We start from the raw sequence: 18,584 nt of genomic DNA on the forward strand, positions 1-18,584 counted from the left end.
GGCGGTCATACTGCGGGCGTCAATCACAGCATATTCAGCGACGAGTGCCTATGAAAGCCATCTGTTATACCCAGCACGGCCTGCCCATCGAGGATCCCGCCTCCCTGCAGGACATGTCGATGCCGATGCCCACGCCTGGCCCGCGCGACCTGCTGGTCGAGGTGAGCGCGGTGGCGGTCAACCCGGTGGACACCAAGGTGCGGGCGGGTACTTTCACGCAAGCGCCTAAAATACTCGGTTGGGATGCGGCGGGCGTCGTGCGTGAAGTCGGCGCCCAGGTAACCCTCTTCAAGCCGGGCGATGCCGTCTACTACGCCGGCTCGATCGCGCGTCAGGGCAGCTACAGCCAGTACCATGTGGTCGACGAGCGTATCGTCGGGCACCAGCCGCGCACATTGGGCGCTGCCGAGGCCGCTGCGTTGCCGCTGACCTCGATCACCGCGTGGGAGCTGCTGTTCGATCGTCTGGGCGTTGCCGAAGGTGGCGGGGAAGGGGATATCCTGCTGATCATGGGCGCGGGCGGGGGTGTCGGGTCGATGCTGGTCCAGCTGGCCCGGCAACTGACCCGGCTGACGGTCATCGGGACGGCATCGCGTGCCCAGACCGCCGAATGGGTCCGGGGCTTGGGTGCGCACCACGTGATCGACCACAGCCAGCCGCTGCTGGCGCAGTTGCAGGCATTAGGCATCGAGCACGTCAGTCATGTCGCCAGCCTGACGCACACGGACCAGTACCTTGCACAGCTGATCGAGGCGCTGCGCCCACAGGGGCGGCTCGCGGTGATCGACGACCCGCAGGTACTGGACGTCATGCCGCTCAAGCGCAAGTCGCTGTCCTTGCACTGGGAGCTGATGTTCACCCGGTCGCTGTTCGAAACGCCGGACATGATCCAGCAACATCATCTGCTCGAACGCGTGGCACGGCTGATCGATCAGGGTATTCTGCGCACGACGCTGGGCGAGCACTTCGGTCTCATCAATGCCGCCAACCTGCGCCGTGCCCATGCGGTGCTGGAACGTGGTCAGGCCCGCGGCAAGATCGTGCTCGAAGGTTTCTGAGTCGAGCGCGCAAGCCTGACTGGCATCCCCGGCCGGTCAGGTCGCGCCCCGCTCGGTTCACAGGATTGAAGGAGTCTGCATGAACGAACACACCCCACCCATCGTGCTGTTGGCCACGCTCACGGCCAAGGCGGGGCAGGCCGACGCGCTCAAGGCGGCCTTGCTGGCGCTGGTCGAGCCGACCCGCGCCGAACCCGGCAACCTGGACTACATGCTGTTCGAGCGCCGCGACGAGCCTGGTCGTTTCTGCATGCGTGAAGCCTTCGCGCACCAGGCGGCCTTTGATGCGCACGTGGCCTCCGAGCATTTCCAGCGGTTCCTTGCAGGCAGTGATGCCCTGTTGGCGGAACCGCCGCAACTGACCTTCCTCGACCCTGTCTCGTCACCGGTCACCGCACGTCCATGAAGGCGGCGAACCTGTCGATGCGACCCCTCTCTGCGAGCGCGTTCCCATGACCGTCACCATCGCTCTCCTGGCAGTCTTGGCGTTCGCCCTGGTGTGGTGGGGGCTTGCCCTGTCGCTGCGCAGGTCCGGGCGGGGCTTTCTCCGGCGTCATGTGATGGGCTGCCTGGCCGGCTGGATGGTCGCGTTTCTCGTGCTCGGGGTGGCCAGCCACCTGGGCGTGCTGGTGCTCGAGCCGCCGCCTGCCGAAGCACCTGCCGCCGACGTCCCCTGACGCATCAGGGCGGCCGTGTGGCGTACCCCTTGCCAGCGCACGTGAACCTGATAGATTCCGCCCGTTCGAAAACGCCGGCGCCTGTGCCGGCCCAAGGGGAAGTACATGATCGTCACTCAAGACAGCACGGCACTGGCGCTGCGCCGCTTTGCCGACGCGCACCCGGACTTGCGCGAAGAGATCGCTCAACTGGATGCCGAGGAGCAGGCCCAGCAGATCGAATGGGCCTTCGAGGACGCTGCGGCCGACCAGGGGCTGGCGCCCTGGGAGCTGACGCTGCAACTGATCGCCGAGTCGCCGGAACACCTGCAGGCCATGCGCCTGAGTGTGCACCGCGAGGTGGCCGAGGCGCTGGGTGTGGATTGGGGCGCCTATTGCGAAGCCAACGAGCTGGACCCGGCCGCCCCCTGACGGCGTGCTGCACGCAGGTGGTCGTCGTGCCAAGTCTTGCAGAGGGCATCGGTGGCCAGGCGCTGCCCGGCGCCCGTGCACTTGCCGAGCATGCGCCGCCCGGCCAGCCTGGTTCGAGCGCGTGGCGGGCAAATTGATTCGCACGCGTTTCCTGTCGTTTCGGATGGGGTGACTTCTGGTTCGCGAGTCACTAGAATGCCTGCCCTTGATTCTGGAGTCGGGCTATCGCCGGCTAACGTCTGTGCAACGAGGAATATCCATGCAAGTTTCTGTTGAAAACACTTCTGCGCTCGAGCGCCGCATGACCATCGGCGTGCCTGCCGAGCGCATCGAGACCGAAGTCAACAAGCGTCTGCAGCAGACTGCCCGTCGCGCCAAGGTGCCTGGCTTCCGTCCAGGCAAGGTGCCGATGAGCGTTATTCGTCAGCGTTACGAAGAGGCCGCACGCCAGGAAGCCCTGGGCGACCTGATCCAGGCCACCTTCTACGAAGCCGTGGTCGAGCAGAAGCTCAACCCGGCCGGCGCACCTGCCGTCGAGCCCAAGGTCTTCGAGAAAGGCAAGGACCTGGAATACATCGCCACCTTCGAAGTCTTCCCTGAGTTCACCGTCGCCGGTTTCGATTCCATCAACGTCGAACGCCTCGACGCCGAAGTGGCTGATGCTGACCTGGACAACATGCTCGAAGTGCTGCGCAAGCAGAACGTGCGTTTCGAGGCGGTCGAGCGTGAAGCGCAGAACGAAGACCAGCTGAACATCGATTTCGTCGGCAAGGTCGACGGTGAAGCCTTCGCCGGTGGTTCGGCCACCGGTACCCAGCTGGTGCTGGGTTCGGGTCGCATGATCCCGGGCTTCGAAGACGGTCTGGTCGGCTCCAAGGCCGGTGAAGAGCGCGTGCTGAACGTGACCTTCCCCGAGGACTACCAGAACCTCGACCTGGCCGGCAAGGCTGCCGAGTTCACCGTCAAGGTCAACAGCGTCTCCGCCCCTCAGCTGCCTGAGCTGAACGAAGCCTTCTTCGCCCAGTTCGGCATCAAGGAATCGACGCTGGAAGGCTTCCGCGCCGAAGTCCGCAAGAACATGGAGCGTGAGCTGCGTCAGGCCATCAAGACCAAGGTCAAGAACCAGGTCATGGACGGCTTGCTGGCCGCCAACCCGGTCGACGTGCCGAAAGCGCTGCTGGAGAACGAAGTCAACCGTCTGCGCGTGCAGGCCGTTCAGCAGTTCGGTGGCAACATCAAGCCAGAGCAACTGCCGGCCGAGCTGTTCGAGGAACAGGCCAAGCGCCGTGTGGTCCTGGGCCTGATCGTTGCCGAAGTGGTCAAGCAGTTCGAGCTCAAGCCCGACGACGCGCGCGTACGCGCCATGATCGAAGAGATGGCCTCGGCCTACCAGGAGCCGGAACAAGTCATCGCCTGGTACTACAAGAACGACCAGCAGATGAACGAAGTTCGCTCGGTTGTGCTCGAAGAACAAGTTGTAGATACTGTCCTGCAGAAAGCTACTGTGACCGACAAGTCGGTCTCGTACGAGGAAGCCGTCAAACCAGCACAGGCCCCTGCCGACGCTGAGTGATCGCCTTTTTTGTAGGAAGTCCACACAAGCCAGCCTTCGCGCTGGCTTGTGTGTTTTCAAGCCATGACTATTTGGGAGCGAGCGCAGGACATGTCCCGCAATTCTTACATTCAGCAGAGTTCTGACATCCAGGCCGCCGGCGGCCTGGTCCCGATGGTTGTCGAGCAATCCGCTCGTGGCGAGCGCGCCTACGACATCTACTCGCGCCTGTTGAAGGAGCGAGTGATCTTCCTGGTCGGCCCGGTCGAAGACTACATGGCCAACCTAGTGGTGGCGCAGTTGCTGTTCCTTGAGGCGGAAAACCCGGACAAGGATATCCATCTGTACATCAACTCGCCGGGTGGTTCGGTGACGGCAGGCATGTCGATCTACGACACCATGCAGTTCATCAAGCCCGACGTCTCCACCATCTGCATCGGCCAGGCCTGCAGCATGGGTGCCTTCCTGTTGGCTGCCGGTGCCAAGGGCAAGCGTCACTGCCTGCCCAACTCGCGGGTGATGATTCACCAGCCCCTGGGTGGTTTCCAGGGTCAGGCCACCGACATCGAGATCCATGCCCAGGAGATTCTCTCGATCAAGGCACGCCTGAACGAGCTGTTGGCCTACCACACCGGTCAGGACCTAGAGACCATCAAGCGCGACACCGAACGTGACAACTTCATGAGCGCCCAGCGCGCTGCCGAGTATGGCCTGGTCGACTCGGTCTACGACAAGCGACTGCTGGCATCCTGATCCCGGCTGCCAGAGCGGGCAGGCGGCCCCCGCCTGCCTGCGGACTTGAAAAAGCCCGCAATTGCCTTCATCTTGTGTTGCAAGCCTACCGGATTGGATCGATCGAATGACTGACACCCGTAACGGCGAGGACAACGGCAAATTGCTCTATTGCTCCTTCTGCGGCAAAAGCCAGCACGAAGTGCGCAAACTGATTGCCGGGCCCTCGGTATTTATCTGCGACGAGTGCGTCGACCTGTGCAATGACATCATCCGCGAGGAGGTGCAGGAAGCCCAGGCCGAGAGCAGCGCGCATAAATTGCCTTCGCCGAAAGAAATCAGCTCCATCCTGGACCAGTACGTGATTGGTCAGGAACGAGCGAAGAAGGTGCTTGCCGTAGCGGTGTACAACCACTACAAGCGCCTGAACCAGCGTGACAAGAAAGGCGACGAGGTCGAACTCGGCAAGAGCAACATCCTGCTCGTGGGGCCTACCGGCTCGGGCAAGACGTTGCTGGCCGAAACCCTTGCGCGCCTGCTGAACGTGCCGTTCACCATCGCCGATGCCACGACCCTGACCGAAGCGGGCTACGTGGGCGAAGACGTCGAGAACATCATCCAGAAGCTGCTGCAGAAGTGCGACTACGACGTGGAAAAGGCCCAGATGGGCATCGTCTACATCGACGAGATCGACAAGATCTCGCGCAAGTCCGACAACCCGTCCATCACCCGTGACGTTTCGGGCGAGGGCGTGCAGCAGGCACTGTTGAAGCTGATCGAAGGCACCGTGGCGTCCGTGCCTCCGCAAGGGGGCCGCAAGCACCCGCAGCAGGAGTTCCTGCAGGTCGATACGCGCAACATCCTGTTCATCTGCGGGGGTGCGTTCTCCGGCCTGGAGAAAGTCGTCCAGAACCGTTCCACCAAAGGTGGCATCGGCTTCGGCGCTGAAGTGCGCAGCAAGGAAGACGGCAAGAAGGTCGGCGAATCGCTGCGTGAGGTCGAGCCCGATGACCTGGTCAAGTTCGGTTTGATTCCAGAGTTCGTGGGCCGTTTGCCGGTCCTGGCGACGCTCGACGAGCTCGACGAAGCGGCACTGATGCAGATCCTCACCGAGCCGAAGAACGCGCTGACCAAGCAGTACGCCAAGCTGTTCGAAATGGAAAGCGTCGACCTGGAGTTCCGCAGTGATGCCCTCAAGGCCGTCGCACGCAAGGCTCTGGAGCGCAAGACCGGTGCACGTGGCCTGCGCTCGATCCTCGAGGGCATTCTGCTCGACACCATGTACGAGATCCCTTCGCAGAAGGATGTCAGCAAGGTGGTGATCGACGAGAGCGTCATCGACGGCACTTCGCAACCGCTGCTCATCTACGAGAACAGCGAAGCGCCTGCCAAGGCCGCACCGGACGCCTGAGTTCGTTGCATGCAGTGACAAAAAAGGGGCCCTCGGGCCCCTTTCTGCATTTCCTGACCAGAATGCTTGTAATTTTGCAGGGCTACCCCCACATTAGCTCCAAGCATCATTTCCACCGGATTCCGGCCGCAAGGCCGCTGTAGAGGCGCACTCATGAAGACAACCCTCGACTTGCCTCTGTTGCCATTGCGCGATGTCGTCGTTTATCCGCACATGGTCATCCCGCTGTTCGTGGGGCGCGAGAAGTCCATCGAAGCCCTCGAGGCGGCGATGACGGGCGAGAAGCAGATCCTGCTGCTGGCCCAGAAGAACCCTGCCGACGATGATCCGGGCGAAGACGCCTTGTACCGCGTGGGTACCGTCGCCACGGTCCTGCAGTTGCTGAAATTGCCTGATGGCACCGTCAAGGTGCTGGTCGAAGGCGAACAGCGCGGCGCCGTGGAGCGCTTCACCGAAGTGGACGACCACATCCGCGCGCAGGTCAGCCTGATCGACGAGACCGAAGCCGCCGAGCGCGAGTCGGAAGTGTTCGTTCGCACCTTGCTTTCCCAGTTCGAGCAGTACGTCCAGCTGGGCAAGAAAGTGCCTGCCGAAGTGCTGTCGTCGCTCAACAGCATCGACGAGCCCGGTCGGTTGGTCGATACCATGGCCGCCCACATGGCCTTGAAGATCGAGCAGAAGCAGGAAATCCTCGAGATCGTCGATCTGTCCACTCGCGTCGAGCACGTGCTGGCGCTGCTGGATGCGGAAATCGACCTGCTGCAGGTCGAGAAGCGCATTCGTGGTCGCGTCAAGAAACAGATGGAGCGCAGCCAGCGCGAGTATTACCTGAACGAGCAGATGAAGGCCATTCAGAAAGAGCTCGGCGATGGCGACGAAGGCCATAACGAAATCGACGAACTCAAGAAGCGCATCGACGCGGCCGGTCTGCCCAAGGATGCCTTGGCCAAGGCCCAGGCCGAGCTGAACAAGCTCAAGCAGATGTCGCCGATGTCGGCCGAAGCGACCGTGGTACGCTCGTACCTCGACTGGCTGGTCCAGGTGCCGTGGAAGGCCCAGAGCAAGGTACGCCTGGACCTGACCCGTGCCGAAGAAATCCTCGACGCCGATCATTACGGGCTCGAAGAGGTCAAGGACCGCATCCTCGAATACCTTGCCGTGCAAAAGCGCGTGAAGAAGATCCGTGGGCCGGTGTTGTGCCTGGTCGGCCCGCCTGGCGTGGGCAAGACCTCCCTGGCCGAGTCGATCGCCGCCGCTACCAACCGCAAGTTCGTGCGCATGGCCCTGGGTGGCGTGCGTGACGAGGCCGAAATCCGCGGTCATCGCCGTACGTACATCGGTTCGATGCCGGGCCGCCTGATTCAGAAAATGACCAAGGTCGGCGTGCGCAACCCGCTGTTCCTGCTCGACGAGATCGACAAGATGGGCAGCGACATGCGCGGTGACCCTGCGTCGGCCCTGCTCGAGGTGCTCGATCCCGAGCAGAACCACAACTTCAACGATCACTACCTGGAGGTCGACTACGACCTGTCGGACGTGATGTTCCTGTGCACCTCGAACTCGATGAACATTCCGCCGGCGCTGCTCGACCGGATGGAGATCATTCGCCTGCCGGGCTACACCGAAGACGAGAAGATCAACATCGCAGTCAAGTACCTGGTGCCCAAGCAGGTCAAGGCCAACGGCCTGAAGCCGACCGAACTGAGCATCGACACCACGGCGATTCGCGACATCATCCGTTATTACACCCGTGAAGCAGGCGTGCGCGGGCTGGAGCGTCAGATCGCCAAGGTCTGCCGCAAGGTCGTCAAGGAACACGCCGGGCAGAAGCAGGTGAACGTCACCGTTACAGGCGAACAGCTCGAGCACCTGCTGGGCGTACGCAAGTTCCGCTACGGGCTGGCCGAGCAGCAGGACCAGATCGGTCAGGTCACCGGCCTTGCCTGGACCCAGGTGGGTGGCGAGCTGCTGACCATCGAATCGGTGGTCATCCCGGGCAAGGGTCAGCTGATCAAGACCGGCTCGCTGGGCGATGTCATGGTCGAATCGATCACGGCCGCGCAGACCGTGGTGCGTAGCCGGGCCCGCAGTCTGGGCATCCCCAGCGATTTCCATGAGAAGCACGACGTGCACATTCACATGCCCGAGGGCGCGACGCCGAAGGACGGCCCCAGCGCCGGCATCGGCATGTGCACCGCGCTGGTCTCGGCCCTGACCCAGATTCCGGTGCGCGCCGATGTGGCGATGACCGGGGAAATCACCTTGCGTGGTCAAGTGCTGGCCATTGGCGGGCTGAAGGAAAAGCTGCTGGCCGCGCACCGAGGCGGCATCAAGACCGTGATCATCCCCGAGGAGAACGTACGCGACCTCAAGGAGATCCCGGAAAACATCAAGGCGGATCTGCAGATCAAACCGGTCAAATGGATTGACGAAGTCCTGCAAATTGCGCTGCAATACGCCCCCGAGCCGTTGCCGGACGTGGCTCCCGAGATTGTCGCCAAAGACGAGAAGCGCGACAGCGATGCCAAGGAACGCGTCAGCACGCATTGATAAAGCTTTCAACCGGGTGACCTTGCCTGCGGTAAGCCGCACAGGTCGAAGAAGTGACATTCCAGTGCTCCCAGGTCGCCCGGTCTTCGCGTATTCATGCTTTCACATACTTAGAAACATACTCATTAGAGAGATAAAGGGGATTTAGAGTGAATAAGTCGGAACTGATTGACGCTATCGCCACCTCCGCTGATATTTCGAAATCTACCGCTGGCCGCGCTCTGGATGCGGTCATCGATTCGGTCACCGGTGCGTTGAAGCAAGGCGACGACGTCGTTCTGGTAGGCTTTGGCACTTTTTCCGTCAAGGAGCGTGCTGAACGTACCGGCCGTAACCCGCAGACGGGCAAGGCGATCAAGATCTCCGCTGCCAAGGTTCCAGGCTTCAAGGCCGGCAAGGGTCTGAAAGACGCTGTCAACTGAGCCATGCCGCTCAAGGGGAGCTGACCCTGTCAGCCCCTGTCGCGATGCCAAACGGAGCATGACTCCCGGCGCCGCGCACGCTTCGAGAAGGCGCATCTTCGGATGCGCCTTTCTTCTATCAGGACTTTACCTTTACTCCACGGTCGTCAGCGCAGTGGAACGACCGTTTTGGGGGACGCATGCTGCAGAATATCAGGGACAATTCACAAGGTTGGATTGCCAAGGCCATCATCGGTCTCATCGTGGTGCTGATGGCACTGACCGGGTTCGATGCCATTTTCCAGGCCACCAACCATAGCCAGGATGCTGCCAAGGTAAATGGCGACACGATCAGCCAGAATGCACTCAGCCAGGCGACCGACATGCAACGTCGGCAACTGATGCAGCGCATGGGCAAGGATTTCGATCCCGCCCTGCTGAACGAGAAGCTGCTTCGCGAGGCTTCGCTCAAGGGGTTGATCGACCGCACGCTGCTGCTGCAAGGCGCACGCGACGCCGGGTTCTCCTTCACCGACGCGGCGCTCGACCAGGTCATCCTGCAGATGCCGGAATTCCAGGCCAATGGCACCTTCAGCGCGGACCTGTTCGACCAGTTCATCCGCCGCTTGGGCTACACGCGCATGCAGTTCCGCCAGATGTTGGCCGAAGAGCTGCTGATCGGGCAGCTGCGCGGTGGTTTCGTGGCCACCAGCTTCGCGACCGCGCCTCAGGTGGACGCCTTCGCCCGCCTCGAAAACCAGACGCGCGATTTCGCGTCCGTGGTCTTCCAGGCCGATCCTGCCGCCGTGAAGGTGTCGGACGCGCAGATCAAGGCGCACTACGACCAGCACGCCAAGGAGTTCATGACGCCTGACCAGGTCGTGATCGACTACCTCGAGCTGAAGAAGTCCGCCTACTTCGATCAGGTCAAGGTCGATGAAGACCAGCTCAAGGCGGCGTACGAGAAGGAAATCGCCAACCTGGCCGAACAGCGCCATGCCGCGCACATCCTGATCGAGGTCAACGACAAGGTCAGCGACGAGCAGGCCAAGGCCCGTGCCGAAGAGATCGCCCAGCGTCTGCAGAAGGGCGAGGACTTCGCCGCCCTGGCCAAGGAATACTCCCAGGATCCGGGCTCGGCCAGCAATGGGGGTGACCTGGGGCTCGCCGGCCCAGGGGTCTATGACCCTGCGTTCGAGGATGCCCTGTACAAGTTGTCGGAGAACCAGGTCTCGGCCCCCGTGCGCACGAGCTTCGGTTATCACCTGATCAAGCTGTTGGGTGTCGAGGCGCCGGACGTACCGACCTTCGCCAGCCTGCGTGACAAGCTGACCCGTGACTTGAAGTCCCAGCAGGTCGAGCAGCGCTTCGTCGAAGCGACCAAGCAACTGGAGGACTCCGCGTTCGAGTCGTCCGATCTGGGGCAGCCGGCTCAAGACCTGGGCCTGAAGGTCCAGACGTCCGCGCCGTTCGGCCGTGAAGGCGGCGAGGGCATCACCGCCAACCGCCAGGTCGTGCAAGCGGCCTTCAGCGACGAAGTCCTGCAGGAAGGCAGCAACAGCAACGCCATCGAACTGGACCCGGAAACGGTCCTGGTGGTGCGGGTCAAGGAGCACCGCAAGCCTGAACAGCTGCCGCTGGAGCAGGTCGCTGGCAACATCCGCGATCGTCTGGCCAAGGAGCAGGCAGTCGCCGATCTGAAGGCCAAGGCCGATACCCTGGTCAAGGGGCTGCGTGATGGCTCGATCAAGGCCGACGCGCCACTCGAAGGGCAGGCCTGGAAGGTACGTGAAGCGGTCACGCGTAACCAGGAAGGCATCGACCCTGTCGAGCTGCAGGCGGTCTTCCGTCTGGCCAAGCCGCAGGACAAGGCGCAGGCGGTCTTCGACAGTGTCGTGCTCAACGACGGGCGCCTGGCTGTGCTGCAGCTCAAGGGTGTCAACGAAGGCGCTGCCCCGAACGAAGCCGAGAAGACGCAGATGCGTCGTATCCTGGCCTCACGTGCGGGTGAGCAGGACTTCGCGGCCTACCTCAAGCAGCTCGAAGCCAAGGCGGACATCAAGCGTTATTGATACCGCGCTGTAATCGACTCAGGCCGCTCATGCGGCCTGAGTCGTTTCTGCCGTCAGCGATGGGGCCGCTCGTAGGCATCCAGGCGGTCACGGGCGATCTGCCGACCCAGGGCGATCAGCTCCGGTGCCTTGTAGAACTCGAAGAAGCGACAGACGCGCCGCGGCACGTCGATCACGACGTCCGGTGGATAGCCGGCCATCTTGTACTGGGCCAGCGAGGTTTGCATGACCTCGAAGCTCTGGTTGATCAGGTCCAGCAATGAGGCCGGCCCCACGGCATCGACGACGAACGACCCGGCGGCCGATTTGGGGACGCCCTGGGCGTCGCTGCTCGACGCTAATGTGGCGATCCGCCCTTCGGCCAGCCATGGATTGGTCACCCCCAGCCCTTCAGCGATGATCTCGCGCTCGATCTGGATCAACTGCTCGGCCGGCTTGCGTCGAAAGGGCAGGCGTGCGCCCAGCGACGTGACCAGGCTGTCGAAGCGTTGCCGGAACGCAGCCGGTCGCTCGATGACGGGCAATTGATAGGACGTGGGATGGGTGGCGTTCAGGTTGACGGCAATGATCAGGTCGCAGTGGCTCGACACCACGGGCACGATCGGCAAGGGGTTGAGGATGCCGCCATCGACCAGTACGCGGTTGCCCTGCACGACCGGTGTGAACAGGCTGGGGATCGCCGCCGAAGCGCGCATGGCCTGGTGCAGGCATCCTTCCTGAAACCAGACCTCCTGCTGATGGGACAGGTCGGTGGCCACGGCCGTGTAGGGGATGCGCAGCCGTTCGATGTCGATCTCGCCGACGATCTTGCGAATCTGGCCGAACACCTTGTCCCCACGAATCGCGCCGAGACGAAAGCTCACGTCCACCAGGCGCAGCACGTCCAGGTAATCCAGGCTCTCGATCCACTGCTTGTAGGCGTCCAGCTTGCCGGCCGCATAGATGCCGCCGACGATGGCGCCCATCGAGCATCCGGCGATGCAGGCGATCTCGTAACCGCGCCGTTCGAGTTCTTCGATGACGCCGATGTGGGCATACCCTCGAGCGCCACCAGAGCCCAATACCAGTGCTACACGTTTGCCCATGCTCGCTCCCCCATCGTTATCTTTTTGTGCACAATGCACCGCTGGTCGAGACGCTTCAATCCCGATGTGTCCCAGCGCGTGGAAAAGGCACTTTCCCGGCCCGTGGCCGTCGAACAGCCATTCCCCCAGACACTTTGAGGACTGCCCATGAAAGCCTGGATCTGCCTGCCGCTGCTGGCGTTGGCGCTGACCGGATGTGCCGGCAAGACGGCCTACCGCGACAGTTGCGCTACCCAGCTGGACGCTGCCTGGAAAGAGCTCGACATTGCCAAGGCCGAAGGGCTGGCAGGCACGGTCAGCTACTCCAAGGCCCTGTCGTTGTTGACCGGGGCCAAGACCCAGCAACAGTTCGAAGCCTTCCAGGGCTGTTCGCGCAAGGCCGAAAAGGCGCGTTTCTACATCCGCGAGTCCCGTGCGGGACGTTGAGTCCAGGAGAGTGCCATGTCTGCGATGCTAGACCATGTAGTGGCCCGCGTGCTTGCCTTGCACGTGCGCCTTCACGCCTGCCGGCAGCGCCTGCGCGCCGACACCGACCGTGAAGCCTTGCACGACCTGCGTACCAGCGTGCGGCGCCTGCGCAGCCTGTTGCGTCCGTTGCGCGGGTTGCCAGGCGTGCTGGAATTGGAAGACGCCGCCAAGGCGCTGGGCACGCTGACCACGCCGCTGCGTGATCGCGAAGTGCTGGGCGCAGAGCTCATCGAGCGCGGGCATTCGGCATCCGGGCAGCGTCGGCTGGAGGGCAGGGCGCGGACGTTCGCCAATGTGGCGGACAGTGCTCCGCTGACCCGGACGCTGTCGATTCTCGACGCCTTTCCAGGGTTCTTGCGTGCCGCAGACCGTGAAGGCGTGGTCAATGGCCTGCACCGCCGTGTGGACGAGCGCCTGCGCAAGCAATGGCGCAAGCTCGAGAAGGCGTTGCAGGACCCTGCCCACGATCGGCATCGTGTGCGCCTGTTGATCAAGCGGGTGCGTTATGCCGAGGAAGCCTACCCACAGCTTGATCACGCAGGCAGCACGCTACGGCGTCTGCTCAAGCAAGGGCAACAGGACCTGGGTGAGTGGCACGATCGCGTGCAGTGGTTGCTTCAGGTGGGCCAGCAGGCAGACCTTGCGCCGCTGAAGGCTGACTGGGAGCAGGAGCTGGAGGCTGCGCAACAACGTGCCGACAAGACCCTGGTTCGCTTGGGCAAGGCCTTGAAGAAGCGTTGATCACAGCCTGCGATCACCCTGGCTGGCGCATCGGGAGAAGGGCCATCAGGCACTGTGCCGACGGCCGCGTCAGTCGAGCAGGGGGCGCTCATCGGCGGTTCAGGGCCCAGCCAGCGCCCAGGGTGATCGCACCCAGTGCCACCTGCGAAGCGTCCCCTCCCAGCAGGCCGCTGAACGCAAGCAGTGCACCGATCACGAACAGGGGCACGGCGATCTGATGGGGTGCAGGGCCGGTGGTCTCAGGCCGTGAGTCGAGACGTGTGTTCCAGCCAGCAAGTTCGAGCAGTCGTTTGGTCATGGGTCTATCCTCAAGGTCACCTGTTCAGCGTAGTGCGGCGCCTTGCGTCGAGCCAATCGAGCGTTGCTATGGCCATCATAGGGTCAGGCGGCCGATCGCCTGGTGCAGCGTGCCGGCCAAGTCGGCCAGTTCCACGCTGTCGGTGGTCGAGGTGGTGGCCTGGCGCGTCGTGTCCTCGGTCACGTCGCGAATGCTGACCACCGCACGGTTCATTTCCTCTGCCGCCTGACTCTGCTGCACGGCAGCCACGGCGATCTGCGTGGTGTTCTCGCGCATCTGCGCCACGGCCCCGGCGATCTGGGTCAGGGCCGAACTGGCGTCCTGGGCCTGTCGTACGCAGTCGTCCGCCTTGAGCGAGCTTTCCTGCATGAACTCCACGGCATCGCGCGTGCCTGCCTGCAGGGTCGACACCATGCCGGTGATCTGGTCGGTCGAGGCCTGCACGCGCTTGGCCAGGTTGCGCACTTCGTCGGCCACCACGGCGAACCCACGCCCCAGGTCGCCGGCGCGCGCGGCCTCGATGGCGGCGTTGAGCGCCAGCAGGTTGGTCTGCTCGGCAATGCTGTGGATGACGCTGACCACACCGTTGATCTTCTGGCTGTCGTCGGCCAGTCGACGAATCGTTTCGGCGGTCTGTTGGACGCCACTGGACAGGCCGGCAATCGCATCCTGGACACTGTCGACCACGGCCTTGCCGCTGACCGCCAGGGTGTCGGTGGACTGCGACAGGTCGCGCGTAGCCCCGGCATGCTCGGCTATGTGGTGCACGGTCGCGGTCATCTGGTTGATGGCGGTGGCCGCCTGGTCGGTCTCACCCTGTTGCCCCAGCATGCCTCGACGAACCTCCACCATGCCGTCCGCAAGCCGTCTGGCGTTGGCATCCAGTTCGCGCGCGGTGTGCGCGACGGTGCCGACCACCTGGTGATAGCTCGCCTGCATGGCATTGAACGCGGCGGCCATCTGCCCGACTTCGTCACCCCCCGCCAAGGGCACGCGTGCACTCAGGTCGCCCGTGTGCTGCGCCTGCAGCATGACCGCCTTGAGTGTGTCGAGTCGCCCGAGCAGAAAGCGGATCAGCAGTTGCGAGGCCGCCAGCATGGCCAGCATCAGCAGTGTCACGCACAGCGCATACTGCCCGGCGCGGGCCACCAGCAGCTGGCGCAGGCTCGGTACGTTCGCGAGCCACGCTTGGCAGCGCTCGTCCTGGCACGTCACGTAGGCGCCGACGCGCGGATCATCGCCCAGCATCCAGGCGCTGGGCAGCGTGATCCAGCCTGGCGCGGCCTCTGACGGCGCCAGCGAATGCCCGGCCAACGTCAGCGACTCGCCCTTCGTCCAGGTGACGTGATCGGGCTGTTCGGGCAGCGGCTGGCCACCAGGCCATGCGTTCGCCAGGTCGGCATGCGCACGAAGGGCCTGGCGCAGCGATTCGATACGGCCTTGCTGTTCGGTGTGCAGGGCGAACAGCACCAGCAGCAGCGTGGTGAAGAACGCTACCGCATTGACGGCCCAGAATTTGTATTTCAAGGACAGGTTGTCGAGCCGGGCACGCATGGCAGGGGTCTCTGAAGGGGCGACAAGAGTATTGGCAAGGTGCCATCATCCTGCCCGAGCCCTGTGCCGGGTACGTTGATCTGCGTCAATCGATGGCAGGCAACGAAAAGAACGCACGAGCACACGCGGTGCTCTGTCGGGCCAGTTGGGCAGGGGATTCGCCCCGATGACGAGCCACTTCGTTGAGCACTTCGGGCAGGAACGCCGGCTCGTTGCGCCCGTGCTTGGGCTTGGGACGCAGGCTACGCGGCAGCAGGTAGGGCGCATCGCTCTCGAGCATCAGTCGATCCTGAGGAATGCTGCTCACCAACGGGTGCAGGTGGGTGCCGCGGCGCTCGTCGCAGATCCAGCCCGTGATGCCGATGTGCAGGTCGAGGTCCAGGTAGGCGAACAGCGCCTCTCGCTCGCCCGTGAAGCAATGGACCACCGCGGCGGTGAGGTGGTCACGGTAGGGCTTGAGGATCGCCAGCAGGCGTTCGCTGGCCTCGCGCTCATGCAGGAAGACCGGCAGGCCCCGTTCCACCGCCAGTGCCAGTTGAGCCTCGAAGGCCTGTTCCTGACGAGGCCGGGGCGAAAAATCGCGGTTGAAGTCCAGCCCGCATTCACCGACAGCCTTGACCCGGTCCTGCTGTAACAACGCCCGCAGCTGACGTTCACTGTCGACGGTCCAGTCACCGGCCTCGTGAGGATGGACGCCCGCCGTGGCGAACAGCCGTTGGCCGGTTTCATCCCACCGTTGGCACACGTCCAGCGCCTGCTCACTGACCGGAAGGCTCGTGCCGGTCACCACCATCTGCACGACGCCAGCGTCCAGGGCGCGCTCGAGCACCTCGGCATGGCGGTCGTCGAAACTGCTGTGAGTAAGGTTGACGCCAATGTCGATCAATTGCATGAGTCCGGGCCTTTGAAGAAGAAAGAATGCGTACGCTGCAGCGCTAGGCTAAGCCGCAGGGCGGCCTGTCGACAACCGACGGACTGTCGCGTTGGCCGGTGGCACGAGACGCCAGGCGGCTGACCGTGTGTCGGGTAAGCTGTATGAGCGGGTGCAGATCGCCGAACTTGCTGGCATTGTCAGGGTCTCTTAGCCTTCATTCGACGACAATGCTCGCCTATGCCCTGGAGTTCGTGCCGCTGGATCCGTGAGACACCTGCGCCTGCCCTGCGAGGCGGGCTGTTCGCCGTGCTCATGGCCTGGGCGGCGTTCCCGGCGCTGGCGCAGGTGAGCGGCCCCGTACAGCAAGTGGGGGCGACCCAGGCACGCGACCTGAGTCAGGTGCAGACGAGCAAGGTCTTGCGGGTGCTGGTCAACCAGAGCCGCAACAGCTCGGGCAAGGTCAAGGGTGAGCCCGTGGGTGTCGAGTACCACCGGCTCCGGGCGCTGGAGCACTACCTCAACGCACGTCAGCCGGCAGGCCATCCCGTTCATGTGAAAATCATCCCGCGTGCCAAGGAGCAGCTGCTGGCTGCCTTGAAGCGAGGCGAGGGCGATCTGGCCGCGCCGGGCGAACTGCTCGACCCTGCCCTGAGCCAGGGCCTTGCCGCGACGGTGCCCGTGGCGGACCGGGTGAGCCTGCAACTGGTCGGGCGCAAGGGCGGGCGCAGTTTCACGCGCCTGGATCAGCTGTCGGGCAAGACCGTCGCGTTGACGACCGGCAGTGCGGCAGGCCCCGTCCTGCAGGCGATCAACCAGGACCTTGCCAGGCGCAAGCGCGCGCCCATCAAGGTCGAATGGGTCGACCCGAGCCTGGCCGTGGAGGATGTACTGGAGATGGTCCAGGCCGGCATCTACCCTCGGACCATCGTCGAGCGACCCATCGCGCAGCGCTGGGCACGGGTGATGCCTCGCCTGCGCCTGAACGATCGGCTGAAGCTGGCGCCACCGCGTGCCATGCGCTGGTACGTGCGCCAGGATGCACCGGCCCTGCAAGCGGCGGTCGATGGTTTTCTCAAGCATTACCAGCCGCCCAAGAACCGGGACGCTCTGTTCGAGCGCCTGTACAAGCGCCAGTACCGGGTGCACGACCCGCTGGCCCAGCGACGTCGACTGGAGACGGTGCGTCCGGTGCTGCAAAAACACGCTGCCGCCCAGGACATGGACTGGCTGAACCTGGCCGCGCTGGCGTTCAAGGAGTCGACCCTCAACCCCGCCGCGCAAGGCTCCGGCGGCGCCCATGGCCTGATGCAGATCACGCCGTCCGCCGCACGTCGGGTCGGCGTGCGCGACACCGCCACCGTGGATGGCAACGTCAAGGCCAGCGCACGCTACCTGGCCTTGCTGCGGCGAAAGTTCTTCTCCAGCAAGCAGCTCAACGAGCGCGAACGCATGGCCTTCACCCTGGCGGCCTACAACCTGGGCCCTGAGCGTGTCCAGGCCATGCGCGCCGAAGCACGCCGACGTGGACTCAATGGCAACCAGTGGTTCTTCCAGACCGAGCGCATCGCCATGGAGCAGGTCGGCATGGGGCCGGTCAACTTCGTCAACAGCGTCAACAAGTACTACCTCGCCTTCAATCGCGAGCGCTCGTCGCTCGAACGCACCGTGCGTCGCTGAGTCAAGGCTTGTAAACCGCCGTCGGTCGCTCTAGCATAGCGATCGCGCCGATTTAAACAGCTACTTGCGGGGCGCGGGACACGCCACGTGCCAGTCCGAAATACCGCTAAAGCGCTGGTTCGGTGACGCCTCCCACCGCTGCCCAGCGAGATTGGCGAGGCGGAGAACCCATCATGAGTCATTCATCCGGTTGCCCACGCACCAGCGTCTGCCTGAGCCCCCTGGCCAAGGCCTCTCCCACGCGCACCCCGCGTATCCTGCTGGGCGGACATCATCAGCCTACCTTGCTGCGCCACCTCGACGGGCTGTCCCGGCGCAAGGGCCAGGCGCGGGCGTTTCTGATCCAGTTCGCCGAGGTCGGGCAGGACTTGTCCGACCATGCGGACGATCAGTTCGACCTGGCCGTGGTGCAGGCGCCGGTAGGCGGTGGGGCTGCCGAGGTCATCGGCCACTTGACCCGCATCGCGCGGCAAGGGCTGATCACCCGCGGTTGAACATGGCCGCGACTGCAAGGAGCCACGTGTGAGCACCAACATCATCACCACTGCCGGCCACCTGGCCCTCAAGCAGGAACTCGATCACCTGTGGCGCGTGTACCGCCCCGAGATCACGCAGAAAGTGGCCTGGGCCGCCTCGCTGGGCGATCGCAGCGAGAACGCCGACTACCAGTACAACAAGAAGCTGCTGCGCGAGATCGATCGCCGGGTGCGCTACCTGCGCAAGCGCCTGGAAGACGTCAAGGTGGTCGCCTATGCCCCTGAGCAGGAAGGCAAGGTCTACTTCGGCGCCTGGGTGGAGATCGAGAACGACGAGGGCCAGACCCTGACCTTTCGCGTCGTGGGCTATGACGAGATCCATGGGCGCAACGACTACATCTCCATCGATTCACCCATGGCCCGGGCGTTGCTCAAGAAGGGCGTGGACGACGAGGTGGTGGTGCAGACCCCGACCGGTGAAGCGACCTGGTACGTCAACCGGATCTGGTACGACGCCCCTTGAGGCGACCGTGACTCAGGCTCTCGG

The 18,584-nt window shown here is 63.7% G+C and carries 19 protein-coding genes; 15 read left to right on the plus strand and 4 right to left on the minus strand.

Annotation, left to right across the window (positions count from 1 at the left end):
• Positions 1 to 50: 50 nt before the first annotated feature.
• The 10 genes from G7Z99_RS00790 to G7Z99_RS00835 all read left to right on the plus strand — a co-directional run bounded on the left by G7Z99_RS00790 (position 51) and on the right by G7Z99_RS00835 (position 10,864).
• Complete coding sequence (locus G7Z99_RS00790) at positions 51 to 1,058, plus strand: zinc-binding alcohol dehydrogenase family protein (RefSeq protein WP_181091126.1); 1,008 nt, start codon at positions 51 to 53, stop codon at positions 1,056 to 1,058.
• Positions 1,059 to 1,137: 79 nt separating this feature from the next.
• Positions 1,138 to 1,464, plus strand: coding sequence for a putative quinol monooxygenase (locus G7Z99_RS00795; protein ID WP_181091128.1), 327 nt, complete (start codon positions 1,138 to 1,140; stop codon positions 1,462 to 1,464).
• Between the two features lie 46 nt (positions 1,465 to 1,510).
• Positions 1,511 to 1,735 carry a hypothetical protein gene (locus tag G7Z99_RS00800; RefSeq protein ID WP_181091129.1) on the plus strand — a complete coding sequence of 75 codons (225 nt, stop codon included), beginning with the start codon at positions 1,511 to 1,513 and terminating at the stop codon, positions 1,733 to 1,735.
• A 105-nt stretch (positions 1,736 to 1,840) separates the two neighbouring features.
• Positions 1,841 to 2,146 (plus strand): DUF6388 family protein, encoded by a 306-nt coding sequence (locus G7Z99_RS00805; RefSeq protein WP_181091131.1) that lies wholly within the window; start codon positions 1,841 to 1,843, stop codon positions 2,144 to 2,146.
• 259 nt (positions 2,147 to 2,405) lie between these two features.
• On the plus strand, positions 2,406 to 3,719 hold the full coding sequence (tig, locus tag G7Z99_RS00810) for a trigger factor (protein WP_181091133.1): 1,314 nt from the start codon (positions 2,406 to 2,408) through the stop codon (positions 3,717 to 3,719).
• Between the two features lie 90 nt (positions 3,720 to 3,809).
• Positions 3,810 to 4,451, plus strand: a complete 642-nt coding sequence (gene clpP / locus G7Z99_RS00815) for an ATP-dependent Clp endopeptidase proteolytic subunit ClpP (protein ID WP_060393099.1) — start codon at positions 3,810 to 3,812, stop codon at positions 4,449 to 4,451.
• A 106-nt stretch (positions 4,452 to 4,557) separates the two neighbouring features.
• The gene (clpX, locus tag G7Z99_RS00820) at positions 4,558 to 5,841 is read left to right on the plus strand and encodes an ATP-dependent Clp protease ATP-binding subunit ClpX (protein WP_181091135.1); all 1,284 of its coding nucleotides are present in this window, start codon (positions 4,558 to 4,560) and stop codon (positions 5,839 to 5,841) included.
• Positions 5,842 to 5,994: 153 nt separating this feature from the next.
• A complete protein-coding gene (gene lon / locus G7Z99_RS00825) occupies positions 5,995 to 8,391 on the plus strand; it encodes an endopeptidase La (RefSeq protein ID WP_181091137.1) in 2,397 nt (798 codons plus the stop codon).
• A gap of 149 nt (positions 8,392 to 8,540) precedes the next feature.
• On the plus strand, positions 8,541 to 8,813 hold the full coding sequence (gene hupB / locus G7Z99_RS00830; protein WP_181091139.1) for a nucleoid-associated protein HU-beta: 273 nt from the start codon (positions 8,541 to 8,543) through the stop codon (positions 8,811 to 8,813).
• 179 nt (positions 8,814 to 8,992) lie between these two features.
• The gene (locus G7Z99_RS00835; RefSeq protein WP_181091141.1) at positions 8,993 to 10,864 is read left to right on the plus strand and encodes a SurA N-terminal domain-containing protein; all 1,872 of its coding nucleotides are present in this window, start codon (positions 8,993 to 8,995) and stop codon (positions 10,862 to 10,864) included.
• Positions 10,865 to 10,917: 53 nt separating this feature from the next.
• Here the strand turns inward: G7Z99_RS00835 and G7Z99_RS00840 are convergent, their stop codons facing one another.
• A complete protein-coding gene (locus tag G7Z99_RS00840; protein WP_181091143.1) occupies positions 10,918 to 11,949 on the minus strand; it encodes a patatin-like phospholipase family protein in 1,032 nt (343 codons plus the stop codon).
• A gap of 147 nt (positions 11,950 to 12,096) precedes the next feature.
• Here G7Z99_RS00840 and G7Z99_RS00845 point away from each other — a divergent pair, with 147 nt between their 5' ends.
• Both G7Z99_RS00845 and G7Z99_RS00850 read left to right on the plus strand, forming a co-directional pair.
• The gene (locus tag G7Z99_RS00845) at positions 12,097 to 12,375 is read left to right on the plus strand and encodes a hypothetical protein (protein ID WP_181091145.1); all 279 of its coding nucleotides are present in this window, start codon (positions 12,097 to 12,099) and stop codon (positions 12,373 to 12,375) included.
• A gap of 15 nt (positions 12,376 to 12,390) precedes the next feature.
• Positions 12,391 to 13,158 (plus strand): CHAD domain-containing protein, encoded by a 768-nt coding sequence (locus G7Z99_RS00850; protein WP_181091147.1) that lies wholly within the window; start codon positions 12,391 to 12,393, stop codon positions 13,156 to 13,158.
• Positions 13,159 to 13,246: 88 nt separating this feature from the next.
• Here G7Z99_RS00850 and G7Z99_RS00855 read toward each other — a convergent pair whose 3' ends face one another.
• The 3 genes from G7Z99_RS00855 to G7Z99_RS00865 form a co-directional block, all read right to left on the minus strand.
• On the minus strand, positions 13,247 to 13,456 hold the full coding sequence (locus G7Z99_RS00855; protein ID WP_181091149.1) for a hypothetical protein: 210 nt from the start codon (positions 13,454 to 13,456) through the stop codon (positions 13,247 to 13,249).
• A 75-nt stretch (positions 13,457 to 13,531) separates the two neighbouring features.
• Positions 13,532 to 15,010, minus strand: a complete 1,479-nt coding sequence (locus G7Z99_RS00860; protein WP_181091151.1) for a methyl-accepting chemotaxis protein — start codon at positions 15,008 to 15,010, stop codon at positions 13,532 to 13,534.
• 85 nt (positions 15,011 to 15,095) lie between these two features.
• Positions 15,096 to 15,902, minus strand: coding sequence for a TatD family hydrolase (locus G7Z99_RS00865; protein ID WP_181091153.1), 807 nt, complete (start codon positions 15,900 to 15,902; stop codon positions 15,096 to 15,098).
• A gap of 294 nt (positions 15,903 to 16,196) precedes the next feature.
• Here G7Z99_RS00865 and G7Z99_RS00870 point away from each other — a divergent pair, with 294 nt between their 5' ends.
• The 3 genes from G7Z99_RS00870 (at position 16,197) to greB (ending at position 18,560) form a co-directional block, all read left to right on the plus strand.
• Positions 16,197 to 17,561, plus strand: coding sequence for an MltF family protein (locus G7Z99_RS00870; protein ID WP_181091469.1), 1,365 nt, complete (start codon positions 16,197 to 16,199; stop codon positions 17,559 to 17,561).
• 173 nt (positions 17,562 to 17,734) lie between these two features.
• Complete coding sequence (locus G7Z99_RS00875; protein WP_181091155.1) at positions 17,735 to 18,055, plus strand: hypothetical protein; 321 nt, start codon at positions 17,735 to 17,737, stop codon at positions 18,053 to 18,055.
• A gap of 28 nt (positions 18,056 to 18,083) precedes the next feature.
• Positions 18,084 to 18,560 (plus strand): transcription elongation factor GreB, encoded by a 477-nt coding sequence (gene greB / locus G7Z99_RS00880; protein ID WP_181091157.1) that lies wholly within the window; start codon positions 18,084 to 18,086, stop codon positions 18,558 to 18,560.
• The last annotated feature ends 24 nt before the right edge of the window (positions 18,561 to 18,584 follow it).

The sequence above is a fragment of the Pseudomonas entomophila genome (genome assembly GCF_013523165.1).
Taxonomy (GTDB): domain Bacteria; phylum Pseudomonadota; class Gammaproteobacteria; order Pseudomonadales; family Pseudomonadaceae; genus Aquipseudomonas; species Aquipseudomonas entomophila_A.